We start from the raw sequence: 23770 nt of genomic DNA, 5'->3' as shown, positions 1-23770 counted from the left end.
GGTGCCAGGTCAGACCACGGTCGGATGCCGCCGCACGAACGGGTGGTCGGACACCGCCACGTCGTCGATCGGCCCCGCCGCGCGCAGCACCACGTCGAGCGCCCGCGCCGGATCGGACATGTAGATCTGGCTGAACCACGCCATGTTCGCCTCCACCACGACCACCGCCGCACGGGGGTCGTCCGGCGGACCGGTCAGCCCGACGTCCACCACGACCGCGCCGGGCAACCCGGGCAACGCCGCCGCGAACGCGCGCACCCGGGCCGCCGCCGAGCAGGAGTCGAGCGGCGCCGGGTCCAAGCGGCCCCAAGTCGCGTACCGAGAACCCGTGCGCACCTTCCCGTCCAGCAGAAACAGCCGGAACTCGGCGGCGAACCCGACCACCTCGCTCACCAGCACGGCCGTGTCGTCCGGCAGGTCCGCGGGCAACTCGCCACCGTGCTCGTACACGCGTGCCGGGAAGCTCTTGCTCGACGGCGGCTTCACGAACGCCCGACCGGACCGGGCGCGGGCCTCGGCCAGGGTCGTCGCACGGATCCGCCGGCCGACCAGCTCCCGCGGCAGCCCGGGGAGCCAGTCGTCGGCCGGTTCGAGCAGACCGAGGCCCAGCCGCGCGGCGACGCGGTCGGCGAACAACGGCCCGCCGTAGTAGTGCACCGGTCCCGCCGGAACGACCGACACCGAGGACACGACGGCCAGCCCACGATCGGCCGCCGCGCGGGCGAGCGGACCGATGGTGGGCACCACCAGGGGAGGCGCGAACAGGGAACCGGTCATGGTGCGCACATCGTGCGGCCCGCCGGTCCGATCCGTCGAACGATTACCCGCCCTTCGGCAGGTCCCGGTTCCGTAGGCTTCGCGGATGATCGACTACGAGTGGCGGGGCACGTTCGAGAACCCCGAGGTCAACGCACTGCACGCGGAAGGGTTCGACCACCGCACCCTGGACGACGACTGGTGGGGCCAGGTCACCCGGCACAGCCTGGGCTGGGTCACCGCACGCCGCGACGACGCCCTCGTCGGTTTCGTCAACGTCGCCTGGGACGGCGCGATCCACGCCTTCGTCCTCGACACCCTCGTCACCGCGACCGCGCGCCGTCAGGGCGTCGGACGACAACTCGTCGCGACGGCCGTGGACGGCGCGCGAGCCGCCGGCTGCGAGTGGCTGCACGTCGACTTCGACGACCACCTCGAGCCGTTCTACTTCGACAGCTGCGGTTTCCGGCCCACCAAAGCGGGCCTCATCTCCCTCTGAACGACCGGCGGACGCCGCGTGTAGTTCGCTCCACCCCGGGTAGTCGGCTTGAGACTGCCGACGAGGAGGAGCACGTGGACGCGTTCAAGCCCGCCAAGGTCGTGAAGGAAGCGCTCGACCGGGCCGTGGAGAAGGTCGCCGACCTGGTCACGCCGCCGGTCCCGGGCACGCCGGGCAGCGCGCCGCCCCCGCTGGACCCGCCGGACGTGCCGCAGGGGCCGCTGCCGCGCAAGCCCGACCAGGCGTCCCCCCAGACGCGGACCGCGACCGGCGCGGAGACCGGCGCCGCCGCGGACGCGCGTGAGCAGCAGGGCGAGTACCTGACCACGTCGACGGGCGCTCGCCTGTACGACACCGACCACTCGCTCAAGGCGGGCGCGCGCGGACCGACACTGCTGCAGGACCACCACCTGCGCGAGAAGATCACCCACTTCGACCACGAACGCATCCCGGAACGGGTGGTCCACGCGCGAGGCGCGGGCGTCCACGGCGTGTTCGTGGGCTACGGAAATGCCACGAACGTGTGCAAGGCCGGTTTCCTGGCCGAAGGCGTGACCACCCCGGTGTTCACCCGGTTCTCCACGGTCGTGGGTTCACGCGGTTCCGCCGACACCGTGCGTGACACCCGGGGCTTCGCCACGAAGTTCTACACCGCCGAGGGAACCTTCGACCTGGTCGGCAACAACATCCCGGTGTTCTTCATCCAGGACGGCATTAAGTTCCCGGACATCATCCACGCCGCCAAGCCACACCCGGACCGGGAGATCCCGCAGGCGCAGAGCGCGCACGACACGTTCTGGGACTTCGTCTCCACCCACACCGAGGCCACCCACCACGTGATGTGGCAGATGTCCGACCGGGCCGTGCCGCGGTCCTACCGGATGATGGAGGGCTTCGGCGTCCACACGTTCCGGCTGGTCAACGCCGAGGGCACGACGTCGCTGGCCAAGTTCCACTGGAAGCCGAAGCTCGGCGTGCACTCCCTGCTGTGGGAGGAGGCGCAGTTGATCGCGGGCGTCGACCCCGACTTCCACCGGCGGGACCTGTTCGACGCGATCGAGTCCGGCGCGTTCCCGCAGTGGGAGCTGGGCATCCAGGTCTTCCCGGACACCCCCGAGCAGACCTTCGAGGGCATCGACCTGCTCGACTCGACCAAGATCGTGCCGGAGGAGCTGGCGCCGGTCCAGGCGATCGGCATGCTCACGCTCAACCGCAACACCACCAACTTCTTCGCCGAGACCGAGCAGGTCGCCTTCCACCTCGGCCACCTGCCGCCGGGCATCGACGTGACCGACGACCCGCTGCTGCACGCCCGCCTGTTCTCCTACATCGACACGCAGCTCAGCAGGCTCGGCGGGCCGAACTTCAACCAGATCCCGATCAACCGCCCGCACGCCCCGGTCAACGACATGCTGCGCGACGGCTTCCACCAGCACGCCGTGCACAGCGGCGTGGCGCCGTACAAGCCGAACACCCTCGACGGCGGCTGCCCGTTCATGGCGGGTCTGGAGACCGGCGCGTACGTCGAGTTCCCGGCCCCGGTGGCCGAGGGGGTCAAGGAGCGCCGCGCGCCCGCGTCGTTCGCCGACCACTTCACCCAGCCCCGGCTGTTCTACCGGAGCCTGAGCCCGGTGGAGAAGGAGCACCTGGTGCGGGCGTTCACGTTCGAGCTGGGCAAGTGCTACGAGCAGGCGATCAAGGAACGCGAGCTGCGCGTGCTCGCCAACGTGGACGCCGAGCTGTGCGCCCTGGTGGCCGCCGGTCTCGGGCTGCCCGCGCCGGCGGCGACCGAGCCCGCGGCCGAGGTCGCGCCCAGCCCGGCGGTGTCCCAGATCGGGCAGGTGTGGCCGACGGACGGCCGGATGATCGGCATCGTGGTGGACGCGGACGACCCGGCGAGCCTCGACGGCCTGAACACCCTGCGCCAGACGATCAGCGCGGGCGGCATGGTCCCGCTGGTCATCGCCGCGCGCGGCGGGCAGCTGGCGGACGGGCTGGTGGCGCAGCGGACGTTCCTCACCGCCCGCTCGGTCGAGTTCGACGCGGTGCTGCTGGCCGCCGCGCCACCGCCCGCCCCGGACGCGATCCCCGCCCGTGACGACAAGGCCGGAGGGCCCGCCGCCACCGTCGACCCGCGCGTGGTGCTGATGGTCCAGGAGTGCTACCGGCACGCGAAGGCGATCGGCGCGTGGGGCTCGGGCCAGACCGCGCTGCTCGAGGCCGGGTGCGAGGCCGACGACCTCGGCATCGTGGTCGGCGACACCCCGGAGGCCGTGTTCGAGCAGGTCCAGGAACTGCTCGGCACGCACCGCGTGTGGGACCGGTTCCCGGCGACCATCGCCTGACCCGACGACGACCGGCCGCGGACGCCCGTCCGCGGCCGGTCGGCCATGTCAGCACAGGCAGAGCGTGTAGTTCGCCTGGTACGTCGTCGCGGTCGCGGGCGCGGTCACGTTGTGCGTCTGCGCCCCGCCGTCGGACCAGTTGCTGTACCGGTAGCGGAACACCAGCGCGCCGCCTTGCGGGCTCGGCGCGCTGATCGAGTTGTTCGACCCGACGATCACCGTGCGGGTGAACGGCGTGGTCTGCGCCGTGCCGCCGACGCTGAGCTGCAAACCGCTCGGGTTCGACGTGAACGTCAGCGCCACCGTCCGCGGGTCGAGCTTCGTCGTGGTGCTCTTGGTGCGCCCCGACGAGTCCGTGGCGGTCAGCGTGAGGTCCAGGTACGACGGGTACTCGTGGTCGGGCGCGATGAACGAGCCCGACGCCACGCCCGTCCAGTTCTGCACCACGTGCTCGTGGCACGAGCCGCTGGTCGCGCAGTGCTGGATGCTCAGCTTCCAGCTCAACGCGGACGCGGGCAGCGCGCCGTCCTGCGGGTCGGTCGCGTGGCCGGTGAACGGCACCTGCTGACCCACCGACCAGTTCAGCGGCGCGGTCGGGGTGTCGATCACCGGCACGGGGTCCTCCGCGACCGGTGTGCCGACCGTGACGGTGACCGAGGTGGTGCCCGACGCGCCGGACTGGTCGGTCACCCTGAGCCCCACCGTGACCGTGCCCTGGGTGGTGTAGGTGCGCGTCGGGGTGGCGGAGGTCGAGTCGTCGTGCTGGCCGTCGCCGTCGAGGTCCCAGGCGTAGGTGAGGGTGTCACCGGGGTCCGGGTCGGTCGAGCCGGTTCCGCTGAACTGCACGGCCAAGGGCGCGGCCCCGGACTGCGGGGTGGCCGTGGCCACCGCGGTCGGCGCCCGGTTGCCGGTCGGGTAGGAGACCCGGCGCAACTGGCCCGCGCCCAGCGCGATGTAGAACAGGTCGCCGCCGGGGCCGGTGGTGATCTGCACCGGCACGTTCACCCCGGTCACGAACGGCACCAGCTTGGCCGGGTCCGGCTGGCCGGCCGTGGTCTGCATGGCCCAGATGCAGCCGCGTGAGCTGTCGGCGAAGAACAGCGCGCCGTCGTAGGCGGGCGGGTAGTTGCCGCCGGACTCGAACGCGATGCCGGAGATCGACGACCCGCCGGTGGGGCACGGGTCGGTCGCGACGACCTTCGCCGAGTGGTTGTAGGCGTAGTAGGGCGTGGTCTGGCCCGCTCCCGTGTACAGCGACTCGCACAACGTCAGGTTCGCGCCGTCGTACCCGCCTTGGCGCCCGGAACCCTCGTAGCACGGCCAGCCGAAGTTCTCCGCCGTCGCGTCGTTCACGTCGGCGATCCGGTTGACCTCCTCCCAGGTGTTCCAGCCGACGTCGCCCACCCAGAGCTCCTCGGTGCCGGGCCGGAACGCGAAGCGGAACTGGTTGCGCAGGCCGTGGGCGATCACGCGCTTGGCGTTGGCGTCGGCGTTGCCCGCGAACGGGTTGCCGGGCAGGCCCGCGCCCGTGTCGGGGTCGATGCGGACGATCGTGCCGTCGAGGCTCACCGGCTCGCCCGCCGGGCGGCGGATCGACTGGGCGCGCAGGGCGCCGCCGCGCGCGGTCGGCGCGGTGAGGTTCGTGCCCGCGGGCGACGGCGGGTCGGCGCACGGGTTGCCGACCTGGCCGTAGTCGGTGAAGTTGAAGCTCGCGCCGTCACCGCCGCCGACGTACAGGCCGCCGTCGGGGCCGAAGGCGACCGTGCCGATGGAGTGGCTCGGGTACTGCTGGCACCAGTCGGTGACCAGCGGCTGCTCGGCGGTCATCGTGCCGCCGGCGCCCGCGGTGAGCTTGGAGACCCGGCCGGTCACGACGCAGCCCTGGTCGGTGGCGCCGGGCGGGGTGGGGCACTGGTCGCCCCAGCGCGGGTGCGTGCCGCCGGGCGCGGCGTCGTAGGTGTAGGCGACGTAGACGTACGGGCGGGTCGGGAACTGCGGGTCCACCGCCAGGCCGAGCAGGCCGCGGTCCCAGAAGTCCTGCGTCTGCGGTCGGAGGTCGGCGAACACGGTCGCGGTGGTGTCGGCGAGCGAGTCGAAGACCTTGATCAGGCCGCTCTTCTCGGCGATGAACACCCGCCCGTCCGGTGCGAACGAGACGGCGGTGGGCGTGGTGAGGCCACCGATGGCGAGGGTGTCGGTGAAGCCGGTCGGCACGGCGGCGGAGGCCGTCGGCGGGAGTGCCGCCGTGGTGGCGGCGACCACGATGGTCGCGGCGGCCACGGCGGTCACGCGTCTCGAACGCGGTGAAAGTTGTGCGCGGCGTAGTAATCGCATGGTCCGATTCGCCCCTTCGTGACACTTTTGGGTGAGCACGGAAGGGTGGCATGCGGGTTGCCGGTTACGCACTGCTTTGTCGGGCCGGCGTGCGGTCTCATCCGAGCGGACTATCGGTCACCCCGATAAATCGGCTCAGGCCTGGTCCGTCCGGCGTACCGGCGCTCGGCGTTCAGTCGAGCACGGCGTCGCGCTCGGCCCTCGTGCGGGACAGCAGGAACCCGGCCGCGGCGGCGAGCGGGAACATCACCACGCCGTAGACGGCGGCCGGCACCGCCAGCCGCTCGCTGCCCAGCACGGTGATCGCGACCGTGATCGCCAGCGTGCTGTTGTGCACGCCCACCTCGAACGCCGACGCGATCGCCTGCCGCTTGCCGACCCGCGCCAACCGGGGGAACAGGTAGCCCGCGGCCAGGCTGCACGCGCAGAACAGCGCGGTGACCAGCCCGATGTCGGCCAGGTACCCGCCGACGTTCTCCCGCTCGGCGACGATCGTGCCCACGATCACGGCCACCAGCACCACGCCCGAGAAGATCCGCACCGGCTTGTCCGCGCGGTCGGCGAACGCGGCCGACCGGCGGCGCACCGCCATGCCGAGCACCACCGGCACCAGCACGATCGCGAACACCTGCGCGACCTTGCCGAACTCCAGCCCCACCGCGCCCTCGGCGGCGGGCTCGAAGTGGTCGAGGGCCAGGTTCACCACCACCGGCAGCGTGGCCACGGCGAGCACCGAGTTCACCGCCGTCAGCGTGATGTTGAGCGCGACGTCGCCGCGGAACAGGTGGCTGAACAGGTTCGCCGTGGTGCCGCCGGGCGACGCGGCCAGCAGCATCATGCCGACCGCGAGCACGGGGTCGAGGTCCAGGGCGACCACCAGCCCGAAGCACACCAGGGGCAGCAGGACCAGTTGGGTGGCCAGCGCGACCGCCACCGCGCGGGGCTCGCGCGCGATCCGGGCGAAGTCGGCGACCGTCAGCGACAGCCCGAGCCCGAACATGACCACGGCCAGCGCGATCGGGAGGCCGACGCTCGTCAGGGCGGAATCCACGGTGATCACCTGCGTTTCTGCGTCGAGCCCGGATCGGGAGGAGCGCATCCTCCCCCAGAACGGGACGAATCGGGAGGTTCGAGGCCGGTTCGATGGCATTCGGTGATCACGGCTAGAGTTGTCAGGCAATGCCTGACAACTCTGGAGGGCCGATGACGTACCCGCCGGGCTGTTCGTTCTGCGGCAAGGCCGCCGCCGACGTGCGCAAGATCATCAGCGGGCCGGGCGTCTACATCTGCGACGGGTGCGTGTCGGCGTGCGTGGCGATCCTGGAGGCCGGCGACGGGATGTCCGACGTGACGGTGCCGGAGTGGTCGGTGATGTCGGACGACGAGCTGCTGGCCCACCTGCCGCGCATCGCGGCCACCGCGAGCCAGGTCGAGACCGGGCTCGGGGACCGGGTCGCCGAACTGCGCGGCCGGGGCGTCACGTGGGCGCGGATCGGCGCCGCGCTCGGGATGAGCAGGCAGTCGGCGTGGGAGCGGTTCTCGTGAGCGTGTGGCGGGTCCGCGACTTCCGGCTGGTGTGGGCGGGGCAGGCGTTGTCGTCGTTCGGCAACGGGGTGTCGCAGCTCGCGTACCCGTTGCTGGCGCTCGCGCTGACCGGCTCCGCGGCGGTGGCCGGGGCGTTGGCGGCCGTGCGCGCGCTGCCGTACCTGGTGCTGGGCCTGCCCGCGGGCGCGCTGGTGGACCGCTGGGACCGGCGGCGCACGATGGTGCTGTGCGACCTCGGCCGTGCGGTGAACATGGCGACCGTGCCGGTGGCGCTGGCGTTCTCCGCGTTGACCCCGGCGCACCTGTTCGTCACCGGGTTCGTCGGTGGCGTGCTGCACGTGTTCTTCTCCGCCGCCGAGAACGCCGTGCTGCCCAACGTGGTCGGCAAGGACCAGCTGACCGGCGCCGTGTCCGCTGCGGAGACCGCGCAGGCGGCCACGGGCGTGCTCGCCGGGCCGGTCGGCGGCGCGTTGCTGCAGGTGTTCCGCGGGCTGCCGTTCCTGGTGGACGCGGTGTCGTTCCTGGTGTCGGCGCTGTGCCTTTCCCTGGTGAGGGCCGACTTCCGGGGCGAACCCGCGCGGTCGCGCGACGGCTTGCGCGCCGAGATCGGCGAGGGCGTGCGGTGGCTGTGGGGCCACCGGGCGCTGCGCTCGATCGCAACGACCGCGGCCGGGTTGCAGGTGGCGATCTCCGGTGTCGCGCTGGTCGCGATCGTGGCGGCGCGGGACGCGTCACCGGCCGCGATCGGCGGGTTGTTCGCGGCCCTGGGCGTCGGCGGGGTCGTGGGCGCGGTGATCGCGCCGAAGCTCAAGGCGCGCATGGGGTTGTTCCGGCTGCTGCTCGCGGTGGTGTGGCTGCAAGGCGTGCTCTGGGTGGCGTTGGCGTTCGCCGACGGGTTGGTCGCGGTGGGTGTCGTGCTGGCCCTGTTCACGGTGTCGATGCCGTGCTTCGGCGTGGCCGCGCTCAGCTACCAGTTGGAGGTCACGCCCGACCACCTGCTCGGCCGCGTCGGCGCCACGTTCGGCCTGCTGATCTGGGCGGCGACGCCGGTGGGCGCCGCCGCCGCGGGGCTCTTGCTCGACCTGGTCACGCCGCGCACGACGTCCCTGCTGCTCGCCGGGTGGGTCGTCGTGCTCGGCGTGGTGTCGACCCGCGTCCTGAGCCGCAGGGCACGCGGGTCAGGGTTTGTGGGCCACCAGGAGGGACTGGCCGGGTGAGGTGGTCAGGGGATGGGCGACGGGGGCGCCGAAGCCTGCTGCGGTGAGCCAGGCGGTGATCTCCTCCGTGCCGTAGACCTGACCGCCCTGGCCGTGGAACAGGTTGAGGCTGAAGACGCGGGCGAAGGCGTCGGACGCGCGGTCGGGGGAGTGCTCGTCGTGCTCCAGCAGCACGACCGCGCCGCCGGGCCGGAGAGCCGCCGCGACCCGCGCCAGCAGCTCCTCGTTCGCCGCCGCCGGTCGGCCGTGGACGACGTTGAACAGCAGCGCGGTGTCGTAGCCCTCGCCGAGGTCGAGCGTGTCGTAGTCGCCGGCGCGCAAGGTGATCCGCCGGCACAGGCCCGCGTCGGTAACCGCCGCCGCGCCCACCGCCAAGGCGTCGGGCAGGTCGACGACCGTCGCGTGCAGCGAGGGGTGCGTCGAGCACAGCCGGATCGCGTGCTTGGCGTGCCCGCCGCCGACGTCCAGCACCGTCGATCCGACCGGCACGATCGAGGCCACCTCGGGCGCGATCGCGTCGGCGTGCCCGGAGAGCATGCCCTGGAACCGGCGCAGCACCTCCGGCCGTTCGGCGAGCCACGCGTAGAAGTCGATCGCGGGCTTGCCGGTGCGCACCGACTCCTCCAAGCCCTCCCACGACTCGAACAGCACCACCGACCAGAACTTGTCCACTTCGGAGTAACCGCCGCCCGCCAACCACTTCGTGGTCTCGGCGGTGTTGGCGTACCCGTCCGGCCCGCGGGTCAGGTACCCGAACGACACCAGCGCCTCGGCCAGCAGCCCGGTGCCGCGCGGGTCGGCGCCGAGCGCGGAGGCCAGCGCACCCACCGGCCGGGGGCCGTCGGCCAGCGCGTCGAACACCCCGAGTCGCAGCCCCGCCGCGACGGCCCGGTAGCCCGCGGTGGCGAGCAGGTCGTGGAACGACGGCGGACCGTCGTCCGGTCCCAGGTGCAGTGGCATGGTCAGCCCCTTTCCGGCAGCACGCCCGCGGCGGCGAGGAAGTCCACGTGCCGGGCTATCATCTCCGCGTCGGCGGGCGGGAACTGGACCCCGCACGACGCCGCGGCGGCCCACGTGGTCGAGCAGTCGAACACCGGGTGCGCCCGGTGCGTGGTGGTCAGGCCGAACGCCAGCGGGCCGAACGCGCTGTCCGGGCTCTCCAGCATCAACGACCGCCAGTCGGCGTACTCCAGCAGGCGGGTCGGGTAGCCCTTCGCGGTGAGCACCTCGCCCAGGTCGGCGTAGGTGAACCCGTCGGCCCGGTAGTAGTGGAAGTCCTGCCCGTGCGGCGCCGGCCGGGTCGAGATGCCCGCGATCGCGCCCGCGAGCCGGTCGACCGGCAGCATGTCGATCACGTCCGGCGTCCGCGGCACCGCGCCCGCGTGCGCGCAGGTCGCGATCTGCCTGCTCAGGTACGACTCGGTCTTCGCCGTGCCGGTGCGCACGTCGCCCACGATCGCGGCGATGCGGTGGATCGACACCGGCACGCCCCGGTCCCGCGCGAGCACGCCCATCATGTCGGCCACCCACTTGGTGGTGTGGTAGCCGGTGTCCAGCCCGGTCGGGTCCTCCGGCCGGTCGGCCTCGGTGATCAGCTGCTTGTCGTAGTTCGCGCCGAGGAACACGCCGAGCGTCGACATCAGGTGCAGCGGCTTGGTCGAGTACCGGGTCGCCAGCCGCAGCACGTCCACCGTGCTGCCCACGTGCGGCGGCATCATCCACTGGTAGGTGAGGACGAAGTTCATCACCGCGCCGTTGTGGTAGATCGCGTCCATGCTCTCGGCCAGCGCGTCGAAGTCCTTCTCCGCCAGGCCGAGCAGCGGCTGCGACATGTCGCCGACCACCGGCACCACCCGGGCCAACCGCTCCTCGGGCACGTCGAGGTGCGCGCGACGCAGGTTGGCGCGGACGCGCGCGAGGGCGACGGCCGGCGTCTCCGCCCGGACCAGGCAGTGCACCTCGGCGTCCGTGCGGGCCAGCAGCTCGGCCAGCAGGTGCGCGCCGAGGAACCCGGTGGCGCCGGTCAGCAGCACCCGTTGCGCGGGCCCCGTCCGCACCGGGTGCCGCACCTCGATGTCGTCCGGTGGGGTCGCGTCGACCCGCATCTCCGGCACGGAGGGCAGGCCGGACTTGTAGCGCTTGGCGAACGTGTGGTCCGACGCGGCGGCCTGCTCCACCACCTCGGCCAGCTCGGCGAGGTCGGCGGTGGCGAACAAGGCGCGCAACGGCACCGTGACGCCCAGCAGCGAGCGGACCTTGGCGAGCACGGCGGCGGCGATCAGGGAGTGCCCGCCCAGGCCGAAGAAGCTGTCCCGGCGACCGACCAGCGGCACGTCCAGCACCTCCGACCAGACCTCGGCCAACGTCCGCTCGACCGGGGTGCGCGGCGGCTCGTACGGCGTCAGCCGGGCCGCCGGGTCGGGGTCGGGCAGCGCCGCCACGTCGACCTTGCCGTGCCGGGTGAGCGGCAGCCCGTCCAGCACCACGACCGCGCCGGGCAGCATCGCGTCCGGCAGCCGTCCGGCGCAGAACGCCCGCAGCTCGTCCAACGCGGGCGCCTCCGCTCGGGGCACGACGTAGGCGACGAGGGTGTCGCCGCGCACCGCCACCGCGGCCTCGGCGACCGCCGGGTGCGCCAGCAGCGCGGAGCGCACCTCGCCCGGCTCGATGCGGTGACCGCGCAGCTTGACCTGGTCGTCCACCCGGCCGAGGAACTCCAGCGTGCCATCGGGCAGCAGCCGCACGAGGTCGCCGGTGGCGTACATCCGACCGCCCAGGACGGTCGGGTCGGGCAGGTACACCGACGCCGTGCGCTCCGGGTCGTTGCGGTAGCCGCGCGCGGGTGCGAGGCCGCCGATGTGCAACTGGCCGGGCACGCCGACGGGAGCCGTGCGCAGGTCCGGGTCGAGCACGTACGCCCGCACGCCGGGCAGCGGTCGCCCGATCGGCACCGTGGCGGCCCGCGGGTCGACCTCCGACGCGTCGACCGTGCGGTGGGCCGTGGCGCAGACCGTGGTCTCGGTCGGGCCGTAGTGGTTGACCAGCGCGACCTTCCCGCCGGTCAGCGCTGCCCACTCGGCGACGGTCGCCGTCGGCACCGCTTCGCCGCCGATCATCATCACGGCCAGCGGACCGGGGTCGACGTCGAGGCCCGCCAGGTCCGACACCCAGCGCTTGAACAGCGCCGCCGGTGAGTCGACGGCGGTGATGGCGTGCTCGGCGCACAGCTTGAGCAGGTCCGCGCCGCCGATCGCGGCCGGTTCGGGGTGCACGACGACCGCCGCGCCCGCGCACCACGCCGGGAACACGTCGCCCACCGACGCGTCGAAGCTCAACGGCGGGATCATCAGGATCCGCTGACCGGGCGCGAACCCGTGCAGGTCGACGAACGCGCCGGTCAGGTTCGCGAGCGTGTCGTGCTGCACCTGCACGCCCTTGGGCACACCGGTCGACCCGGACGTGTAGACGATGTACGCCAACCCGTCGTCGGGCACGTCCGCGGCCGGCGGCGCGTCGGCCTCGCCGGTGAACGCGTCGTCGGTGGTGTCCAGCAACGCGCCGTGGAACTCGCCGAACCGGTCCCGGGAGCCCGGCGCGGTGATCACCACGGGCGCGCCGCAGTCGGCCAGCAGCCCGGCGAGCCGCGCGGGCGGGTGCGCTGGGTCGAGCGGCACGTACGCGCCACCGGCCTTGAGCACGGCCAGCAGCGCCACCAGCGCGTCCGGCCCGGCCTTCAACGCCAGGCCGACCGGCGTCTCGGGACCGACGCCCCACCCGGTCAGCACGTGGGCGACCCGGTTGGCCCGCCGGTCGAGCTGCGCGAACGTCACCTCCGTGCCGTCGGCCAGGTCGAGCACCGCGGTGAGGTCGGGGTGCGCGGCGACCTGCTCCGCGATCCGGGTGAGCACGGCGGGGTGGCGCAGCGACAGCGCCGGGTCCAGGGCGTCCTGCGGCTCGCCGTTGAGCCGGCCCGCGGCGAGGCGGTCGGCCTCCGTGGTCGTGTCCACCGCGGACAGCCGGGCGGACGGGTCGGCCACCAGCGCGGCGAGCACCGCGAGCAGGTGGTCGGCCAGCCGGGCCACGGTGTCCGCGTCGAACACGTCCGTGCTGTAGTCGAGGTTCGCGGGCCAGTCGCCGTCGGTCTCCCGCACGTGCAGCGTGAGGTCGAACCGGCTGGTCTCGCGGTCGACCGGCAGCTCCGCGGCGTCCATCCCGGCCCACGAGCCGGTGGCGTCGCCCCGGTTGAGCACCAGCATCACCTGGAACAACGGGTGGTGCGCGAGGTCGCGGCGCGGCGCGACCTGGGCGGCGACCTCGTCGAAGCTCACCTCGGCGTGGTCGAGCGCGTCGATCGCGGTGGCGCGGGCCCGGCCGAGCAGGTCGGCCACGGTCGGGTCGCCGGACAGGTCCAGCCGCAGCGCGGTGGTGGTGACGAACATGCCGACCGAGCGCTCCAACTCGGGGAACGGCCGGTGCGTGGTCGGCGAGCCGATCACCAGGTCGTCCGCGCCCGACCGGCGGGCCAGCAGCACGCCGAACGCGGCCAGCAGGCCGGCGAACGTGGTGCAGCCGTGCGCGCGGGTCACCTCGGCCAGCTTCCCCGCCAGCGCGGCGGGCACGGTGAACCGGTGGCTGCCGCCGGCGGTGGTGCGGTTCGGCGTCCGCGGCCGGTCCAGCGCCAGGTCGAGCACGGCCGGCGCGCCGGACAGGCGGTCGTGCCAGTGGTCCAGCTGCCGCTGCCGCTCGCCGTCGGCGAGCCGGTCGGCCTGCCAGTGCACGTAGTCGGGGAACTGCGCCCCGACGGGCTCGGGCGTCACGCCCGCGTAGACGTCGCCGACCTCGCCCGCGACCACGCCGAGGGAGAGGTCGTCGCACACGATGTGGTGCGCGCTGAACACGACCGCCGTGTCGCCCGGACCGACCCGCACCACCCGCACCCGCAGCAACGGCGCGACGGCCAGGTCGAACGGCGTGTCCACTTCGGACACGAGGAAGGCGTCCAGCTCGTCCTCGCCGTCGACCGACGAGAACGCGACGTCGGCGGGCACGTCGTCCACCACCTGCTGCTCGGGCACGCCGTCGACGTCCACGATCCGGGTGCGCAACGCCTCGTGCCGTCCCATGACGGTCCGCACGGCCGCGCGCAGCCGGTCCTCGTCCACCTCGCCGGCGACCCGGAGCGCGGCGAACATGACGTACGCGCCCGCGTCCAGGCCCAGCCGCCCGGTCAGCCAGAGGCCGCGCTGGTTGCCCGACAGCGGCACGACCGCGCCGTCGGGGCGGCGTGGCACCGCCTGGCGGGGCGCGGCGGCCAGGCCGCGTTCGGCGAGCAGCTTGGCCAGCAGGCGTTCGCGGTGGTCGGAGAGCTCGGTCATCCCAGTGTCCTTTCAGGTGACGGCGTCTCGTCGGCCACCGCGTCGGGCAGGTCGTCCACGGTCCGCAGGCGCGGCCGCGTCCAGGCGAAGGCCGCCAAGGCGAGCATCAGCACGCCGACGACCAGGAAGATCAGGGCGATGCCGCGGCCCTCGCCGGTGCCGATGAGCGCGCCGACACCACCGGCGAGCGGGCCGTCGGCCGCCATCAAGGGCTCGGCCACGCCGTCGGTCAGCGGGCCGATCAGGAGGAACGCGACGGGCATCGCGGCGGTGCCGACCACCCGCACCACGGCCAGCACCCGGCCCAGCACCGCCGGGTCGACCTTGGTCTGCAACAACGTCACGCAACACGTGTTGATCAACGGGAGGGTGAACAGGAACGCGGGCGCGGCGATCCCGATCAGCCACGGCGACGGCGCCAGCGAGTGCAGCACCAGGAACACCCCGCCCAGCGCGATCCCGAGGCAGATGCCGTGCACCCGGCGGGCCGGGCCGCCCCACACGCCCATCACCAGGCCGCCGACGAACAACCCGCTGCCGCCCGCGGCCATCAGCACGCCGAGCGTCGCGGGACCGGAGAACGACAGGATCAGCGGTTGCACCAACCCGCCCGCGATGGCGAACAGGAAGTTCCACACCCCGAACACCGCGAACAAGGCGAACAACCCGGGCGCGCCGCGCAGCCACCTCAAGCCCGCGCCGATGCCCTCGCGCCCCGGCTCCGCGGCGCCGGCCGGCCGCACGGCCTCGTCGGGCAGCCGGGCCAGCAGCAACGCGCCGACCGCGAACACCATCGACACCAGGTCGATCAGCAGCACACCCCGCAGCCCCACCACGCCGAGCAGCGCACCGGCGACCAGCGGCGCGGCGATCTGCACGCCCTGCGTGATCTGCATCAGCCCGTTGATCCGCCCCAGGTGCTCCTTGGGCACCAACGCGGGCACCAGGGCCGTGTAGGCGATGATGTGGAACGAGTTCAACGTCGCGGTCAGCGCCGTGGCCACGTAGACCTGCCACACCGCCAGCGAGTCCGTCGCCACGGCCACCAGCAGCAGCGCCGTCACCACGCCCGCGCCGGAGTCCGCGACCAGCATGATCTTCCTGCGGTCGTGGCGGTCGGCCAGCGCGCCCGCGTACGGCGCGAGCAGGATGCCCGGCACCACCGCGCAGAACTGGATCAGCACGAACGTCGTCACCGACCCCGTGCCCAGGTACACCCACACGCCGAGCACGAACGCGGTCAGCGCGGAGCCGATCACCGACACCAGCTGCCCGGCCCACACCACGGCGAACCGGCGCACACCGGCCCGCGCGCTCATCGAGCCTCACCGAGCATCGACTCGACCTCCTCGGCCGACATCCCGGCCAGTTGCAGGCGCAGCTCGGCGACCGCGGCGACCCGGGCCGGGTCGTCCAGGGCGGCGAGCGCGACGGCGACACCGGCGACGGTCGGCGCGGCGAACATCCGGCCGATCGGCACCGTCACGGCGAACGCGGCCTGCACCCTGGCCAGCGCCTTCGCCGCCAGCAGCGAGTGGCCGCCCAAGGCGAAGAAGTCGTCGTGCACGCCCACTCCCGGCACGCCCAGCACCTCGGCCCAGATGCCCGCCAGCACTTCCTCCACCGCGTCGCGCGGCGGCACCCGTTCGCCGTCGACGTCCCACACCGGCGCGGGCAGCGCCTTGCGGTCGGTCTTGCCGTTGGGCGTCAACGGGAACGCGTCCAGCACCACCGCGGTGGCGGGCAGCATGTAGTCCGGCAGCCGTTGCGCCAACCCGGCCCGCAGCCGCGACCACAACCCCTCCCGGGGCACGTCCGCGGGCACCACGTAGGCGACGAGCCGTTCGTCGGCGGCCAGCACGACCGCCTCGCGCACCTCGACGGACGCCAGCAACGCGGCCTCGACCTCGCCGAGCTCGATCCGGAACCCGCGCACCTTCACCTGGTGGTCGGACCGACCCAGGAACTCCAGCGTGCCGTCCGACCGCTGCCGCACCAGGTCGCCCGTCGCGTACAGCCGCCGTCCGGGCTCCTCGGCGAACGGGTCCGGCACGAACCGGCTCGCGGTCAGCTCCGGCCGGTCGTGGTAGCCGCGCGCCACCCCCGCGCCGCCGATGTGCAGCTCGCCGACCACGCCCGGCGGCACCGGTTCCAGCCCCGGACCCAGCACGTACAGCCGGGTGTTGCCGATCGGCGGACCCAGCACCACCGGCGCGGGCGAGGGCTCGACCAGTCCCGCGGACGACCAGACCGTGGTCTCGGTCGGCCCGTACGCGTTCCACAGCACCGCGTCGTCGGTCAGCAGGTCGTCGGCCAGGTCGCGCGGCAGCGCCTCGCCGCCGCAGATCCGGGTCGCCACCCCGGCGGGCACGCCACCGGCCGCGTGCAGCAGCCGCCACGTCGCCGGGGTCGCCTGCAGCGCGGTGACCTCGCGGTCGACCAGCAGGTCCCGCAACGCCGCACCGTCCGCGCTCACGTCGGCGGGCACGACCAGCACCTCCGCGCCCGCGGTCAGCGGCAGCAGCAGTTCCAGCACCGAGATGTCGAACGACAGCGTGGTCACGGCGGCCAGCCGGTCGGCGTGGGTGAGGGTGAAGAGGTGCTGGAACGACACCAGCAGGTTCACCACCGCCCGGTGCGGCACCTCGACGCCCTTGGGCGTGCCCGTCGAACCGGACGTGTAGATGATGTACGCCAGGTCCTCGCCGGAGGCGGGGCACGGCTGGGGCGCCGGCTCGAAGCGGTCCGCGTCGGCGAGGCCCAAGACCGTGCCGCCGAACGGCAGCTCGTGCTCTGAGACCAGCACGGCCGCGCCCGAGTCGGCCAGCATCGCCGTCAACCGGTCGACGGGCCAGCCCGGGTCCAGCGGCACGTACGCGGCGCCCGCCTTCCACACGCCCAGGACGGCGGCTACGAGGTCCGGGGTGCGCGGCAGGCACAGCGCCACCGCAGACCCGAGGCCCACGCCGTGTGCCCGGAGGAGGGCGGCGATCCGCTCGGCCCGGGTGTCCAGTTCCGCGTACGTCAGCCGTGAGTCCACTCCGGACACCGCCGTGCCGTGCCCCGTGACCAGGTCCAACGCGGTCCGCGCGGGCGGCAGCGGCAGGTCGGTGGCGTTGAGGCCCTCCAGCACCTCCCACCGCCGCACGCCGGTCAGCCCGTCCAGCTCGCTGATCCGCTTCTCCGGGTGCTCGGCGGCGGCGGTGAGCAGCGCGATCAGCCGATCGGTGAACTCGGCGACGGTCGAGGCGTCGAACAGGTCGGTGTTGTACTCGACGCCCAGGGCGAGCGTGTCGCCCTGCGGGTCGGCGGCGAGCGTGAGGTCGAACTTCGCCACCTTCGGGTCGGGCACCAGTGGCGTGACGTCCAGCCCGGTCAGCTCGACGTCCAGCGGCGGGGTGTTGGTGAAGATCAGCTGGGCCTGGTAGACCGGCGCGTGCCCGGTGCTCCGCCGCGGGCTCAGGTGCTCCACCAGCCGTTCGAACGGCAGGTCGGCGTGCGCGAGACCGTCCGCGGCGACCTGCCGGGTCCGGGCCAGCAGCTCGGTGAACGTCGGATCGCCGCCCACCCGCGTGCGCAGCGCGAGCGTGTTGACGAAGAACCCGATCAGGCCCTCCAGGTCCGGGTGGGAACGCCCGGCGACCGGGGTGCCGACCACCACGTCGTCCTGACCGGCCAACCGGCCGAGCCGGGCCGCGAACGCGGCCAGCAGCACCATGAACACGGTGACGCCGTGCGCGCGGGCCAGCTCCTCCAGCGGCCGGATCGGGACGTGGCCGTACCGCAGCGCGCCCCGGTGGGTGACCACCGGCGGCCGTGGCCGGTCGGTCGGCAGGGTCAGCAGCTCCGGCGCGCCCGCGAGGTGGCGCGTCCAGAAGTCGAGGTGCCCGGCCGCGAGCTCGGTCACCCGGTCCCGCTGCCAGACCGCGAAGTCCGGGTAGTGCAGCGTCAGCGCGGGCAGGTCGGGGTCGCGGCCGCCGAGCGCCGCGTCGTAGGCCTGACCCAGCTCGCCGAGCAGCACCGACAGCGACCACGCGTCGGCGATGATGTGGTGCAGGTTGAGCACCAGCACGTGGTCGTCGTCGGCGAACCGGCCCAGGCTCGTCGCGAACAGCGGGCCCCGGTGCAGGTCGAACCCGATGCCGGCGCGTTCGTCGGCGAACCGCTGTGCCTCCGCGTCACGGTCCCCGTCGGGGAGGTCGTGGGTGGTGAGGGTGGCCGTGCCGGTGGGCGCGACCAGCTGCACCGGCTCGCCGCCCGAGTCGGGGAACGTGGTGCGCAGCGACGCGTGCCGGGTGACCAGGGTGTCCAACGCGCGCTGCAACGCGACCTGGTCGAGCGTGCCGCGCAGCCGCAGCGCGAGGGGCACGTTGTAGACGGCGCTGCCGGGGGAGAACTTGTCCAGGAACCACAGGCGTTGCTGCCCGAACGACAACGGGTAGGCGGTGGGCGCGGCGGCCCGTGCCCGCAGCCGTTGTGCCAACAGCTCCCGCTTGCGCGCCGACGCCGCAGCCGCCGCGCCGGTGTCCCGCAGATCGGTCATGACGTGCTCCCCGACCTGGTCAGCCGGTCCGCCGCCGCGCGGACGTGGTCACGCAGGTGCGTGGGCACGCGGTCGCCGAAGCGCTCCAGGTAGGCGGCCACGGTCGTGTCGTCGTCCCGCAGGAACGGGAAGTCGGTGGGCACCATGTGCCGGATCGCCAGCAGCGGCACGGGGCTGTGCAGCGGCCGGAAGACCGGGTTCCACAGACCTGCCTTCTGCGGCGGGCCGGGGTGGAACTCGCCCAGCATCAGCCCGCCGCGGGTGTACTCCGGTTTCAGCAGTTCCTGGGCCCGGTCGACCACGCCGAACTCGGTCAGGTCCGGGAACAGCACCACGATGGTCTTGAACTGCGCGCCCGGACCCTTCTTCGGCTCCAGCTCGGCGAACCAGTCGCGGTAGTGCAGCAGCAACGCGGCCAGCTCGTCCGGCTGCTCCGGCACGCCGGTGTGCACGGACAGGTAGAACAGCCCGCGTTGCAGGGACGTGTCGGTGAACGGGCACACCGCGCCCCTCCGCCCCAGGTCCGGGTGCGGTCCGCACAGGTACTCACCGGCCCACTCGAACACCGTCCGCAGCGCCGGTTCGTGCGCCGCGACCGCGTCGGGCAGCCGAGGCGCGGCGAAGTCCGCCGGCTCGACCAGGGGGTGGGCCTGGTGGGTCGGATGGATCAGCATCAACTCCACCTGCCTTTGTTCCGGGACCGGCGGGTCAGGGCCGCCAGCGCCGCACCGGTCACCGCGGCCGTGACGCCGCCGAGCACGCGGTCCTGCCGCCGCGCCCGCGCCAACGCCTCGCCGTAGGGGACCGTGGTGTGCGAGATCAGGGTGTAGAGCGGCACCCACGCGTTCGGGAACATCCGGTGCAACGCGAGGTCCACCTTCTTGCGCGCGGTGAACAGCGGTGAGCGCAGCTTGTCCCGCAGCTCCACGAAGTTGCGCTTGGACAGCTCCGCCAGCACGTCGGTGTGCGGTCGACGTGAGCGCTCGAACTCCGCCAACGCCCGCGGCAGGTCGTGCGGGTGCGCGGCCAGGCACCGGTCGAGCACCGAGCAGTCCTCGAACGCCGCGTTCATGCCCTGGCCGAAGAACGGGTACACGGCGTGCGCGGCGTCGCCGATCAACACCACCCCGCGTCCCTCGTCGGTGGTGACGTGCCAGGGCGAGGTGCGCACGGTGACCAGGCTCGCGGGCGGGTGCGCCAGGAACTGCTCGACCACGTCCGGGATGAGCACGAGGGTGTCGGGGAACCGGCGGGCGAAGAACGACCGCACCCGTTCGGGTTCGGTCAGCCCGGCGAACCCCTGCTCGCCGTCGAACGGCAGGAACACCGTCGCGGTGAGCGAGCCGTCCGCGTTCGGGTGCGCGACGATCAGACCGTCGTCACCCGGCCACACGTGCAACGCCCGCAGTTCGGTGCGCGGCTCGCCGTCGTCCCCGACCGGGATCAGCAGCTCCTTGTAGCCCCACTCCAGGAACTCCTGGTGCAGGTCCACCCGCAGGCCGCGGCCGAGGTGGGTGCGCACGGCGGAGAACGCCCCGTCCGCGCCGATGATCAGGTCCGCCGTGTGCACGGTCCCGTCGTCGGTGGTGACGGCGGGCTTGGCGCGGTCGACGGCGCTCACCCGGCAGCCCCAGGAGAACCCGACGCCGAGCCGTTCGGCCTCGTCCACCAGCGCCACGTTCAGGTCGTGCCGCAGCACGGAGTGCAGGATCTGGTCCTCGGCCAGGCCGTAGGGCTGGAAGCGCAGCGTGCCGTCGGGCAGGTGCACCGCCCGGCCGCGCATGGGCACGGTCAGCGGCGCCAACCGCTCCAGCAGGCCGACTTCCCGCAGCGCCACGATGCCGCGCTGGGACAGGCCGAGGTTGATCGACCGGCCTTCCTCCCGCACGCCCGGCGCCCGCGGGTCGCCCCGCCGTTCGAGCACCCGCACGCCGAACCCCCGTCGGGCCAGGTAGACGGCCGTCAACGAGCCGGCCAGCCCGGCGCCGACCACCACCGCGTCGCGGCTCATGCGTCGTCCTCGTCGACCAGCGTGCCGAGCAGGCGGTCGATCTCCTCGTCGGACAGCTCGTCGAGCTGGTCCAGCAGCGGCACCGGCCCCCGGGCCACCGGACCCGTGCCGCGACCGAGGTTCGCGCACAGCTCGGCGATGGTCGGCGCGGCGAACAGCGTCGCCAGCGGCAGGTCCACGTCCAGCGCGACCCGGACCCGGGCCAGCATCTGGGTCGCGGTCAACGAGTGGCCGCCCAGGGCGAAGAAGTTGTCGTGCACGCCGAGCGGCGCGTCCGCGGGCATGCTCAGCACCTCGCGCCAGATCAGCGCCAGCCGCCGTTCGTCCTCGTCACGCGGCTCGACCCGGTCGACGTCGTCGGTCGTCCACACCGGATCGGGCAGCGCGTCGCGGTCGATCTTGCCGGTGCCGGTGCGCGGCAGCTCCGGCAGCACGACGACCGCCGCCGGGAGCATGTAGTCGGGCAGGCTCACGGCCAGGTGCGGGCGCACCCGCCGGCGCAGCTCCTCCTCGCCGACGTCCGGGTCGGCGGGCACCGCGTACGCCACCAGCCGCACGTCGGCGGCGTGCGCGGACCAGGCGACGACGACGGCCTGCGCCACGTCCGGGTGCGCGCGGAGCACGGCCTCGATCTCACCGGGCTCGATCCGGTAGCCGCGCACCTTGAGCTGCCGGTCGGCGCGGCCGAGGAACTCGAGCTTCCCGTCGGCGTGGCGGCGGACCAGGTCGCCGGAGGCGTAGAGGCGCCCGCCGGGCGGTCCGAACGGGTCGGGTAGGAACTTCTCCGCCGTCAGGCCGGGCAGCCCGTGGTAGCCGCGGGCCACGCCCGCGCCGCCGATGTGCAGCTCGCCGATCACGCCCGGCGGCACCGGGCGCAGCAACGGGTCCAGCACGTGCAGCGACGTGCCCTTCACCGCCGGCCCGAGCCGCACGGGGTCGGGCGCGTGCGAGACCACACCGGCGGCCGAGTACACCGTAGTCTCGGTGGGCCCGTAACCGTCGATCAGGGTCGCGCCGTCGGTCTGCAGGTCGTCGGCCAGGTCGCGGGTCATCGCCTCGCCGCCGCTGATCCGCAGCCGCACGCGCGCGGGCACACCGCCGGCCGCGACGATCATCCGCCAACTCGCCGGACCACCCTGCACGACCGTCGCCCTCGTCTCCTCGATGCGCGCGCGCAGCAGCCCTCCGTCGGCCACGTCGTCGGCCGGGACCACCACGAGCGTCGCGCCGCTGATGAGCGGGGCGAGCATCTCCACCGTGGACACGTCGAACGCGGGCGTGGTGATCGAGGCGAGCCGGTCGGCCGGTGTCAGCCGCATCAACTCGCCCATGGCGCGCAGCAACGCGGCCAGCCCGCCCTGGGTGCACCGCACGCCCTTCGGCTTGCCGGTGGACCCGGAGGTGTGGATGACGTAGGCCAGCGTGCCGGGGTGCTGCCGCGCCGCGGGTGGCGGCGTGTCCGGTTGGGCGTCGAGCTCGGCGGTGTCCAGGTCGACCTCGGTCCACGGCCCGGTCAGGGGTCCGGTGACCGCGCGCGACGCGCCGTCCGTGACGAGCACCGGCACGTCGGACCCGGCGGCCATCGCGGTCAGCCGGGCCGGCGGCCACGACGGGTCCAGCGGCAGGTAGCCCGCGCCCGCCCGCCACGCGGCGAGGAGGCCGACCACCATCGGCGCGCCCCGGTCGAGGCACAGCGCCACCGGCTGGTCCGGCCGCACACCGGCGGCCACCAGCACGTGCGCCAGGCGGTTCGCCGCCCGGTCCAGCTCGCCGCACGTGAACGCGCCCTCGATCGCGACCGCGTCCGGGTGCTCGGCCAGCGCGGCGAACACCAGGTCGGCGGCGGTCTCCGCGGGCACCTCGACGGCGGGTTCCTGCGGCGCGTCGTCACCGAGCCACAGCTCGGCGACCCGGTCGGCGGGGGAGGCGTGCACGGCGGCGGCGAACACCGAGTGCAGCGCGGCGACCGTCTCGGGCGTGAACAGCGCGGAGTCGTACTGCCAGCGCGCGAACCACCGGTCACCGGCCCGTTCGACGGTCAACGACAGGTCGAACTTCGCGCCGCCGTTCGCGACCGCCTCGGGCCTGATCGTGATCGGGCCGGCGTCACGCGCGGGCGGCACGGGCTCGACCGCGAACATCACCTGCACCAGCGGCGCGTGCGCGAGCGTCCGCTGCGGCGCGGCGATGTCCACGAGCCGTTCGAACGGCAGGTCCTGGTGGGCGAGCGCGGCCACGGTCGCGTCCTCGGCCGCGCCGACCACCTCGCCGAACGTGGTCTCCGGCGTGAACCGCGCCCGCAGCGGCAGGGTGTTGGCCACGAAGCCGACCAAGCCCTCGGTCTCCGGCCTGGTGCGCGCCGCGACCGGCGTGGCCACCAGGAAGTCCGCCTGCCCGGTCACCCGGTGCAGCACGCACTGGAACACCGCGAGCAGCCGGGCGAACGACCCGTCCGGCACGGTCAGCTCCGCCCGCAGCTCCGCGCCGCGCCCGGTGGGCGTCGCCGGCCGCGCCTTGTCGGTCGGCAACGAGAGCACGGTCGGCACGCCGTGCAGCGCCTCGCGCCAGAACTTTTCGTCGGCGGCGAACGCGCCGCCGTCTGCCTGCTCCCGTTGCCACACCGCGTAGTCCGGGTACTGCACGGGCAGCTCCGGCAGGTCGTGCGGCACGCCGGCGACCTCGGCCGCGTACAGCCCGGCCAGCTCGTCGAACAGCACCGCGCACGACCAGCCGTCGGCGATCGCGTGGTGCAGCACGAGGACCAGCACGTGCTCGTCGGGCGAGACCTCCACCAGACCGGCGCGCAGCAGCGGCCCGCCGTGCAGCGCGAACGGTCGGGCGACCTCCTCGCGCACCACCGCGTCCACGTCACCCGACAGCCGCGCCAGCGGCACCGTCAACGCCGCCGAAACCACCTGCACCGGCACGCCGTCCTCGGCCGCGAACCGCGTCCGCAACGCCTCGTGCCTGGCGACCAGCGCGTTCAACGCCACCCGCAACGCCTCGGCGTCCAGCGGACCGTCGATGCCGACCCGCCAGCCGATGTTGTAGACCGGGCTCGCGGGCAGCAGTTGGTCGACCAACCACAACCTGCGCTGCCCCGACGAGGCCGGGAACCGGAACACCTCGTCCTCTCTCGTCACCG

At 73.6% G+C, this 23770-nt stretch carries 14 protein-coding genes; 4 read left to right on the top strand and 10 right to left on the bottom strand.

Annotated features, from left to right (window positions below; translation table 11 throughout):
- Positions 1-9 precede the first annotated feature (9 nt).
- On the bottom strand, positions 10-777 hold the full coding sequence (locus ACZ7GX_RS22070; protein WP_498779077.1) for an ATP-grasp domain-containing protein: 768 nt from the start codon (positions 775-777) through the stop codon (positions 10-12).
- An 85-nt stretch (positions 778-862) separates the two neighbouring features.
- Between ACZ7GX_RS22070 and ACZ7GX_RS22065 the strand changes: the two genes are divergently transcribed.
- Complete coding sequence (locus ACZ7GX_RS22065; RefSeq protein WP_498779075.1) at positions 863-1255, top strand: GNAT family N-acetyltransferase; 393 nt, start codon at positions 863-865, stop codon at positions 1253-1255.
- A gap of 74 nt (positions 1256-1329) precedes the next feature.
- Entirely contained in the window at positions 1330-3600 is a 2271-nt protein-coding gene (locus ACZ7GX_RS22060; protein ID WP_498779073.1) for a catalase, read from the top strand.
- A 48-nt stretch (positions 3601-3648) separates the two neighbouring features.
- Here the strand turns inward: ACZ7GX_RS22060 and ACZ7GX_RS22055 are convergent, their stop codons facing one another.
- Entirely contained in the window at positions 3649-5934 is a 2286-nt protein-coding gene (locus tag ACZ7GX_RS22055; protein ID WP_498779072.1) for a PQQ-dependent sugar dehydrogenase, read from the bottom strand.
- Positions 5935-6106: 172 nt separating this feature from the next.
- The gene (locus ACZ7GX_RS22050) at positions 6107-6985 is read right to left on the bottom strand and encodes a bile acid:sodium symporter family protein (RefSeq protein ID WP_498779070.1); all 879 of its coding nucleotides are present in this window, start codon (positions 6983-6985) and stop codon (positions 6107-6109) included.
- Between the two features lie 152 nt (positions 6986-7137).
- On the opposite strand from ACZ7GX_RS22050, the gene ACZ7GX_RS22045 reads away from it, so the two are divergent.
- Together ACZ7GX_RS22045 and ACZ7GX_RS22040 are read left to right on the top strand one after the other, a co-directional pair.
- Entirely contained in the window at positions 7138-7479 is a 342-nt protein-coding gene (locus tag ACZ7GX_RS22045; RefSeq protein ID WP_498779069.1) for a ClpX C4-type zinc finger protein, read from the top strand.
- Entirely contained in the window at positions 7461-8696 is a 1236-nt protein-coding gene (locus tag ACZ7GX_RS22040; protein ID WP_498779067.1) for an MFS transporter, read from the top strand. The genes ACZ7GX_RS22045 and ACZ7GX_RS22040 overlap by 19 nt, the downstream gene beginning before the upstream one ends.
- On the opposite strand, the gene ACZ7GX_RS22035 is transcribed toward ACZ7GX_RS22040, so the two are convergent.
- From ACZ7GX_RS22035 to ACZ7GX_RS22005, 7 genes are read right to left on the bottom strand one after another with little or no spacing between them, the layout of a single operon-like run.
- Positions 8658-9656, bottom strand: coding sequence for a class I SAM-dependent methyltransferase (locus tag ACZ7GX_RS22035; RefSeq protein WP_498779064.1), 999 nt, complete (start codon positions 9654-9656; stop codon positions 8658-8660). The two genes, ACZ7GX_RS22040 and ACZ7GX_RS22035, sit on opposite strands and share 39 nt — an antisense overlap.
- Positions 9657-9658: 2 nt before the next feature.
- Positions 9659-14071 (bottom strand): non-ribosomal peptide synthetase family protein, encoded by a 4413-nt coding sequence (locus ACZ7GX_RS22030; protein ID WP_498779062.1) that lies wholly within the window; start codon positions 14069-14071, stop codon positions 9659-9661.
- Positions 14068-15390: an MFS transporter gene (locus ACZ7GX_RS22025; RefSeq protein WP_498779060.1), complete on the bottom strand. Its 1323-nt coding sequence runs from the start codon at positions 15388-15390 to the stop codon at positions 14068-14070. The genes ACZ7GX_RS22030 and ACZ7GX_RS22025 overlap by 4 nt, the downstream gene beginning before the upstream one ends.
- A complete protein-coding gene (locus ACZ7GX_RS22020; protein WP_498779058.1) occupies positions 15387-18614 on the bottom strand; it encodes an amino acid adenylation domain-containing protein in 3228 nt (1075 codons plus the stop codon). The genes ACZ7GX_RS22025 and ACZ7GX_RS22020 overlap by 4 nt, the downstream gene beginning before the upstream one ends.
- Positions 18611-19288: a DUF6875 domain-containing protein gene (locus ACZ7GX_RS22015; protein ID WP_498779054.1), complete on the bottom strand. Its 678-nt coding sequence runs from the start codon at positions 19286-19288 to the stop codon at positions 18611-18613. The genes ACZ7GX_RS22020 and ACZ7GX_RS22015 overlap by 4 nt, the downstream gene beginning before the upstream one ends.
- Complete coding sequence (locus tag ACZ7GX_RS22010) at positions 19288-20625, bottom strand: FAD-dependent oxidoreductase (RefSeq protein ID WP_498779053.1); 1338 nt, start codon at positions 20623-20625, stop codon at positions 19288-19290. Before ACZ7GX_RS22010 ends, ACZ7GX_RS22015 begins: the two co-directional genes overlap by 1 nt.
- Entirely contained in the window at positions 20622-23768 is a 3147-nt protein-coding gene (locus tag ACZ7GX_RS22005; protein WP_498779051.1) for an amino acid adenylation domain-containing protein, read from the bottom strand. The genes ACZ7GX_RS22010 and ACZ7GX_RS22005 overlap by 4 nt, the downstream gene beginning before the upstream one ends.
- Between the last annotated feature and the right edge of the window lie 2 nt (positions 23769-23770).

It is taken from the genome of Actinosynnema sp. NPDC037264, assembly GCF_055603705.1.
Note: the sequence above shows the minus strand (reverse complement) of the source record. Positions and strands in the feature narration are given on the sequence as shown.